The following is a 7,540-nucleotide window of genomic DNA, read 5'->3' on the forward strand; positions in this document are numbered from 1 at the left end:
CGTTCCCTCCCGGGCGGCGCAGAAAGAACATTACCCGACGTCTGGCCTGGCTCCAAAATCGATAACCCCAGGCAGCGGCCGGGAGGACGTCCGGTGACGTCCGGGGGCGCCGCGGGCCCGGCACGGGGCCGGGCCCGCGGGCTGGTCAGGGCCCCGCCCGGGCCCCTGCACGGGGCCCTGGGCGGAGTCCTGACCTGGCGGACCGATCAGGCGGCCGGGGCGGCCGCCAGGGCCGCGTTCAGGCGGCGCAGCGTCTCGGGCCGACCGAGCAGCTCCATCGACTCGAAGAGCGGCGGCGAGACCCGCCGGCCGGTGACCGCCACCCGCAGCGGGGTGAAGGCGAACTTGGGCTTGATACCCAGGCCGTCCACCAGGACCTCGCGCAGCGCGGCCTGGATCGGCTCGGGAGCGAAGTCCTCCAGCGCCTCCAGCGCCTTGACGCTGGCCTCCAGCACCGGGCGGGCGTCGGCGGTCAGCACCTTCGCCGCGTCGTCCGGGTCGAGGGCGAAGTCGTCCGGGCCGACGAACAGGAAGCCGGCCATGTTGACGATCTCGCTGAGCACGACCATCCGCTCCTGGGTGAGCGGCGCCACCTTCGCCAGCAGCTCCAGCTGCTCGGCGGTGGGCTCGGCCGGCAGCAGGCCCGGGGCCTGCAGGTACGGCACCAGGCGGCGGACGAAGTCCTCCGGCGCGAGCTTGCGCACGTGCTCGGCGTTGATGTGCTCGCACTTCTTGAGGTCGAAGCGGGCCGGGTTGGCGTTGACGTCGGCGATGTCGAACGCCTCGACCAGCTGCTCCACCGAGAAGATGTCGTCGTCCGCGGAGAGCGACCAGCCGAGCAGCGACAGGTAGTTGAGCAGGCCCTCGGGGATGAAGCCGCGCTCGCGGTAGAGGTTGAGCGAGGCCTGCGGGTCGCGCTTGGAGAGCTTCTTGTTGCCCTCACCCATCACGTACGGCAGGTGGCCGAACCGCGGGGTGGCGCCGTTGCCGACGCCGATGTCCGCGAGCGCCGCGTAGAGCGCGATCTGGCGCGGGGTGGAGGAGAGCAGGTCCTCGCCGCGGAGCACGTGGGTGATGCCCATCAGGGCGTCGTCCACCGGGTTGACCAGGGTGTAGAGCGGTGCGCCGTTGGCCCGGACGATGCCGTAGTCGGGCACGTTCTCCGGCTCGAAGCTCAGCGTGCCGCGCACCAGGTCGTCGAAGGCGATGGTGCTGTCGGGCATCCGGAACCGCAGGATCGGCTCGCGCTTCTCCAGCTTGTAGACGGCGACCTGGTCGTCCGTCAGGTCGCGGCAGTGGCCGTCGTAGCCCGACGGCTTGCCGGCCGCGCGGGCGGCCTCGCGGCGGGCGTCCAGCTCCTCGGTGGAGCAGTAGCAGTGGTACGCGTGGCCGGCCTCGTGCAGGCGGCGGGCGACGTCGGCGTAGATGTCCATCCGCTGCGACTGGCGGTACGGCGCGTGCGGGCCGCCGATCTCCGGGCCCTCGTCCCAGTCGAAGCCCAGCCACTTCATGGCGTCGAGCAGCTGCTCGTACGACTCCTCGGAGTCGCGGGCCGAGTCGGTGTCCTCGATCCGGAAGACCATCGTGCCGCCGTTGTGGCGGGCGAAGGCCCAGTTGAAGAGGGCGGTACGGACCAGGCCCACGTGGGGGTTGCCGGTCGGGGACGGACAGAAGCGGACCCGGACGGTGGGGTCGGTGTTAGCCACGCTTGATCACCTTGTTGGTGAGAGTGCCGATGCCTTCGATGGAGACGGCGACCTCGTCGCCGACGTTGAGGGGGCCCACCCCAGCGGGTGTGCCGGTGAGGATGACGTCGCCCGGGAGCAGCGTCATGGCCTCGGAGATGTGGACGATCAGCTCGGCCACCGAGCGGACCATCAGCGAGGTGCGGCCGGTCTGCCGCAGCTCGCCGTTGACGGTGCAGGTGACGGCGAGGTCGGCGGGGTCGAGGTCGGTCTCGATCCACGGGCCGAGCGGACAGGAGGTGTCGAAGCCCTTGGCCCGGGCCCACTGCCCCTCGCGCTGCTGGACGTCGCGCGCGGTGACGTCGTTGGCGCAGGTGTAGCCGAGGATCACCTCGGGCACCCGGTCCAGCGGGACCTCGCGGCACATCCGGCCGATCACGACGGCGAGTTCGGCCTCGTGCTGGACGTCCGAGGAGAACGGCGGGTAGGCGATCGACTCGGTCGGGCCGATCACCGCGGTGGACGGCTTGAAGAAGGTCAGCGGGACGTCCGGGACGTCGTTGCCCAGCTCGGCGGCGTGCGCGGCGTAGTTGCGGCCGACCGCGACGATCTTGTTGGGCAGCATCGGGCTGAGCAGCCGGACGTCCTGGAGGCGGTAGCTCTCGCCGGTCGGCTGGGGCTGCCCGAACGGGTGGCCGGCCAGGGCGTGGACGACCAGCGACTCGGGCCGGGCCGGGTCCCCCTCGACCACACCGAAGGAGACGCTGCCGGCGGCAGGGCTCCCTTCCCGGACGGAAAACCTGGCAATGCGCACGGCTGGGCTACCCCTCGCTTCGACGGCCGCCCGGGGCGCGCCCGGGCGCTGGTGGGCACCGCGCCCGTTGGGCCCGGCCCCGCTCGATCGCTGACCAGGCTATCGCGTGGGCCCCCGCCGACCGCTTTGCCCCTGTTCGGGGACGTTGCGCCCGGGTACGGCGAAGGGCGCCGCGACCGCCCCCGGAGGGTTCGGCCGCGGCGCCCTTCGCGGCGCGCGCGGAACGGTTCAGTCCTGCGGGACGTTCACCACGGGAGCGACCATCAGCCTGGTGCGGCGCGGGTTGGCGGTGGAGGCCGGCAGTTCGGTGGCGTAGGTCGCGACGTCCTCGGGCTTGCGGGCGCCGGGGATCCCGCCGAAGTCCTCGACCGAGGCCAGCGTCGTCCGGCGCGGGTTCGCCGTGGAACTGCCGGAGAGCGTGGACTGGCTGGCCTTGTTCGCCTGGGACATCGCGTCAGCACCTCAGGGTCGTGGCCGGGCGATCCGCGGGGACCGGCGCCGGCCTGAGTGATTCGGGGAGATTCTGGGCAGGCTGATCGGGGCCGTGCTCCGGATACAGCCAGGTTACGGATCTCTTTCCACAGTCACCGTGACCAAAGCTACACATAGACCTGTGATTTTGCTCACAAATTGAAGAGCAATTCTCCTATATCCGACATATCGCCGCATCAGCTTTTACCGGCATACCCGGATATATCGGGCATACCTGAAGCTCTGCGACTCTTGTTGATCTCGGGCCAGCTTGGCATGCATCCGACGAGTGTCCGAAAAAGGCGGTATTCCGGTCCGTTTACCGCACAGTCAGTGAGATCCCGCGCGCGGTGGGTAGCACCGCCGGGCGTGCCCTGGCGGCCCTTGTTGGGATTCCCCGGCTGTGCTGGAATGCCACGGACCGTGGGTAGGGAGCAGTCCACCCCGGTGACCCGCTCTCCCGGACCGGCCGGGGTGCGGATGGAAACTCGACACCGTCCAGGCCGCGGCGACGCGGTGGGACGCCCGGTCCAGAGGTTGCGACGCCAGTGCAGGGACGTTTCAAAAGGGGTAGCGGCGCCGCGGGTGACCCGGAGTCGCGTGAGCCCGCGACAGCCCCCCAGCAGGCGGCGACGCCCGGCGGCCCGGCCGAACCGGCGCCCGAGGTGCTCGGCCGGCCGGAGGAGGACGGGGCGGACCGGAAGTCGACCCGGGACAAGCTCCGCACCACGCTCACCCGCCGGCGGGCCAAGGGCGTCAGCCGGCTCGCCATGCGCAACTGGCGGATCCGCAGCAAGCTGATCGCGCTGCTCGCGCTGCCGGTCATGGTCGCGCTGGTCCTCGGTGGCCTGCGCATCCAGACCTCGCTCGAGACCTCGCAGCAGCTGGCCCAGATGGCCAACCTCTCCGATCTGGCCAAGAAGGCGACCGACCTCGCCAACGCGCTGCAGAACGAGCGGGACATCAGCGCCGGCCCGATCACCGCCAAGCCGAACGCACAGCTGGACGACGACATCGTCGCCGCCCGCAAGGTCACCGACGACCTCAGCCGCACCTTCACCGCGTCCTCGGACAAGTTCGAGAACCTGGAGCTCTCCGGCGGCAAGGCGCTGCTCTTCCAGATCCGCAAGGACCTGAACTCGGTCTCCGACGCGCGCGGCACGCCGTACCAGAACAACCAGAACATCCAGGCGACGATCACCGCCTACGACGTGATCATCCGCGACCTGCTGTCGATCACCCAGGACATCGCGCTCGCGTCCAACAACCGCGAGCTGGTCCGCTCCACCCGCGCCCTGCAGCAGTTCTCGCTGGCCAAGAACTCCACCTCCCAGCAGCGCGCGCTGATCAGCGCCGCGCTCGCCAACCCCGAGGGCCCCAACCTCAGCCTGAGCGACGAGTCCTTCGGCATCCGGCTGCGCTCGTCCTACGACAACGCGCTCACCGGCTTCAACAACATCTACACCTCGCACGACCTGGACAACCTGCGCGGCCAGCTGAGCTACAACTCGGTGGTCGCCGCGGCCGACCGCTACGCGCGCTCGATCCTCCAGCAGAGCGGTATCCACCAGAGCGAGACCGTCAGCTTCAAGGACTGGTACGAGCAGTCCACCGCCAAGATCGCCGCCGAGCGCCGGATCGAGTCCAAGCTCATCGAGGACCTCGACGGCAAGGCCCAGGAACTGCAGTCCCAGGCCGACACCGAGGCCCTGATCATCGGTGCCGCCGTCGCGCTCGTGCTGCTCGTCGCCCTCGGTGGCGCCGGTCTGATCGCCCGCTCGATGGTGCGCTCGCTGACCCGACTGCAGGCCGCGGCCGAGGACGTCGCCGAGCGGCGGCTCCCGGAGCTGGTCAAGACGCTCTCCGAGAGCGACCCGCACGACGTCGACGTCACCGTCGAACCGGTCGCCGTCGACTCCGCCGACGAGATCGGCCACGTGGCCCACGCCTTCGACATGGTGCACAGCGAGGCCGTCCGCCTCGCCGCCGAGCAGGCCCTCCTCCGCGGCAACATCAACGCGATGTTCACCAACCTGTCGCGCCGCAGCCAGGGCCTCATCCAGCGCCAGCTGTCGCTCATCTCCGAGCTGGAGAGCCGCGAGGCCGACCCGGACCAGCTGGCCAACCTCTTCAAGCTGGACCACCTCGCGACCCGCATGCGCCGCAACGGCGAAAACCTCCTCGTCCTCGCCGGTGAGGACCCGGGCCGCCGCTGGACCCGCCCCGTCCCGCTGGTCGACGTGCTCCGCGCCGCCGCCTCCGAGGTGGAGCAGTACGAGCGCATCGAGCTCGCCGCCGTCCCCTCCGCCGAGGTCGCCGGCCGCGTCGTCAACGACCTCGTCCACCTGCTCGCCGAGCTGCTGGAGAACGCCACCTCGTTCTCCAGCCCGCAGACCCGCGTCCGGGTCACCGGCCACGCGCTGCCGGACGGCCGGGTGCTGGTCGAGATCCACGACACCGGCATCGGCCTCAGCCCCGACGACCTCGCCGAGATCAACGAGCGCCTCGCCAACCCGCCGACGGTGGACGTCTCCGTCTCCCGCCGCATGGGCCTCTTCGTGGTCGGCCGCCTGTCCCTGCGACACGGCATCCGGATCCAGCTCCGCCCCAGCGACTCCGGCGGCACCACCGCGCTCGTCATGCTCCCGGTGGACGTCACCAACTCCGCCGACCGCCGCGGCGCCGGCCGCCCCGGCCCGGCGCAGGCCAAGCAGCAGCGCGGGGTCGCCCCGACGCCGCGCCAGCAGCGCCAGGTGCCGGGCGGTCCGGGCGGCGCCCCGGCCGCACTCGGCCAGGGCCCCGCGGGCGGCGGTCCGCAGAACCGGCCGCAGCTCGGCCAGGGCGGTCCCGGCGGCGGGCAGAACGCCCCCGGCGGCCAGGGCGGTCCGGGTGCGCCCGGCGGCCAGGGCGGCCTGCCGACCCGCCAGGTCGGCCAGTCGCTGCGCGAGACCGCGCCGGCCCCGGCCGGCCGGGCGGGCGGCCAGAACCCCCAGGCTCCGCAGAACCAGCAGGCTCCGCAGAACCAGCAGGGCGGCCAGCCCGCCGCCGGCCAGCAGGGCGGGCTGCCGCAGCGCGCCCCCGGCCGGCAGGGTCCGCCGCAGGGCGGCCCCAACGGCCTGCCCCGGCGCGGCCAGCAGCCCGGTGCCCCGCAGGGCGGCCCCGGCGGCCCCGGCCGGCGTCCCGGCCAGGAGCGGCCGCGGGCCGAGGGCGGCCCGGCCGCCCGGACCGCCGAGCAGCCGCAGCACGGCTGGGCCGACCAGCCCGGCCGGCCCGGCGGCGCGCCGCAGGGCACCCGCCCGGGCAACCGTCCGCAGGACGGGCTGCCGCAGCGTCAGCGTCCGGGCCAGCAGGCTCCGGGCCAGGGCCAGCAGGCTCCCGGTCAGCCGGGTCAGGGCCAGCCGGGCCAGGGCCGGCAGGCTCCGGGCCGGCCGGGTCCGCAGGGCCCGGGTCAGGGCCAGGGCCAGGGCCAGGGCCGTCCGCAGCGTCCCGGCCCGGGTGCACCCCCGCAGGGCCGCCAGCCGCAGCTCCCGCCGCAGCAGGGCCAGCCCCGCCAGCAGCAGCCGCAGCAGATCCAGCAGCCGCAGCCCGCTCAGCCGCTCCCGTCGGCCGAGCCGGCACCGCTGGAGAGCACCCAGCAGTTCGCCCGCCCCCGGTTCGAGGCCAGCGACATCGACCCGCGCGACCCGCTGGGCCTCGGTCTGGTCGAGCCGGTGCTGCCGAACGTGCCGAACCCGGCCCGTCCGGAGCCGGTCCGTCCGGAGCAGGCCGCCCAGCCGCAGCAGCCGCCGGTCAGGCCGGAGCCGATGGCCCTGCCGACCGGTCCGTCCGACAGCGGCGCCCCGGCCGAGCAGGCCTGGTACGGCGACGAGGCGCGCCAGGGCGAGCAGGGGTCGCGGCCCCGGCCGTACCAGCCGCGCCGCCCCGGCACCACCGCGCCGGGCTTCGAGCCCGCGCCCGGCCGACCGGCCCCGCAGCAGCGCGCCCAGGGCCAGCAGGCTCCGGCCCAGGCTCAGCAGGCCCAGGCCCAGGCCCAGGCCCAGCAGCAGGTTCCGCAGGACCCGCAGGGCGGCCCCGGCGACGCCCCGTGGCGCCCGTCCGCCAACGACGAGCGCTGGCGCCGGGCCGAGCAGGTCCGCGAGCCCTCGACCAGCGGCGTCACCATGTCGGGCCTGCCCCGGCGGACCCCGCAGGCCAACCTGGTCTCCGGGACCGCCGAGTCGTCCCCGCTGACCGGTCCTCAGGTGTCCCGCGCCCCCGAGGAGGTGCGCGGCCGCCTGACCAACCTGCGCCGCGGCATCCAGCAGGGCCGCCGGGTCGGCGCCGAGCAGGCGGCCGGCCAGGGACCGGCCCAGAACCAGGGCCGGAACCAGGGCAATCAGGCCGGTTCCCACCATGGTGCCCAGCAGCCCGGGTTCGATAGTTTCGGGGGCCGGACCGACGGCAACGCCGCAGATCATCAGGAGCGTTGAGTTGAATCAGATGAGCCAGGCCGCACAGAACCTGAACTGGCTGATCACCAATTTCGTGGACAACACCCCCGGGGTGTCGCACACGGTGGTGGTCTCCGCGG

4 protein-coding genes and 1 pseudogene are annotated in these 7,540 nt (G+C 73.1%); 2 read left to right on the plus strand and 3 right to left on the minus strand.

Going from position 1 to position 7,540, the window contains the following annotated elements; all coding sequences use genetic code 11:
• Positions 1 to 206: 206 nt before the first annotated feature.
• The 3 genes from gltX to AC067J_RS38195 all read right to left on the minus strand — a co-directional run bounded on the left by gltX (position 207) and on the right by AC067J_RS38195 (position 2,949).
• Positions 207 to 1,706 (minus strand): glutamate--tRNA ligase, encoded by a 1,500-nt coding sequence (gene gltX / locus AC067J_RS38185; RefSeq protein ID WP_478307295.1) that lies wholly within the window; start codon positions 1,704 to 1,706, stop codon positions 207 to 209.
• Entirely contained in the window at positions 1,699 to 2,499 is an 801-nt protein-coding gene (locus AC067J_RS38190) for a fumarylacetoacetate hydrolase family protein (protein ID WP_478307297.1), read from the minus strand. Before AC067J_RS38190 ends, gltX begins: the two co-directional genes overlap by 8 nt.
• A 228-nt stretch (positions 2,500 to 2,727) precedes the next feature.
• Positions 2,728 to 2,949, minus strand: coding sequence for a hypothetical protein (locus AC067J_RS38195; protein WP_478307298.1), 222 nt, complete (start codon positions 2,947 to 2,949; stop codon positions 2,728 to 2,730).
• A 569-nt stretch (positions 2,950 to 3,518) separates the two neighbouring features.
• Here AC067J_RS38195 and AC067J_RS38200 point away from each other — a divergent pair.
• Together AC067J_RS38200 and AC067J_RS38205 are read left to right on the plus strand one after the other, a co-directional pair.
• Entirely contained in the window at positions 3,519 to 7,439 is a 3,921-nt protein-coding gene (locus tag AC067J_RS38200) for a sensor histidine kinase (protein WP_478307300.1), read from the plus strand.
• A 10-nt stretch (positions 7,440 to 7,449) separates the two neighbouring features.
• A pseudogene (locus tag AC067J_RS38205) lies at positions 7,450 to 7,540 on the plus strand (roadblock/LC7 domain-containing protein); the annotation flags it as partial.

This window comes from Kitasatospora sp. NPDC042419, assembly GCF_056437345.1.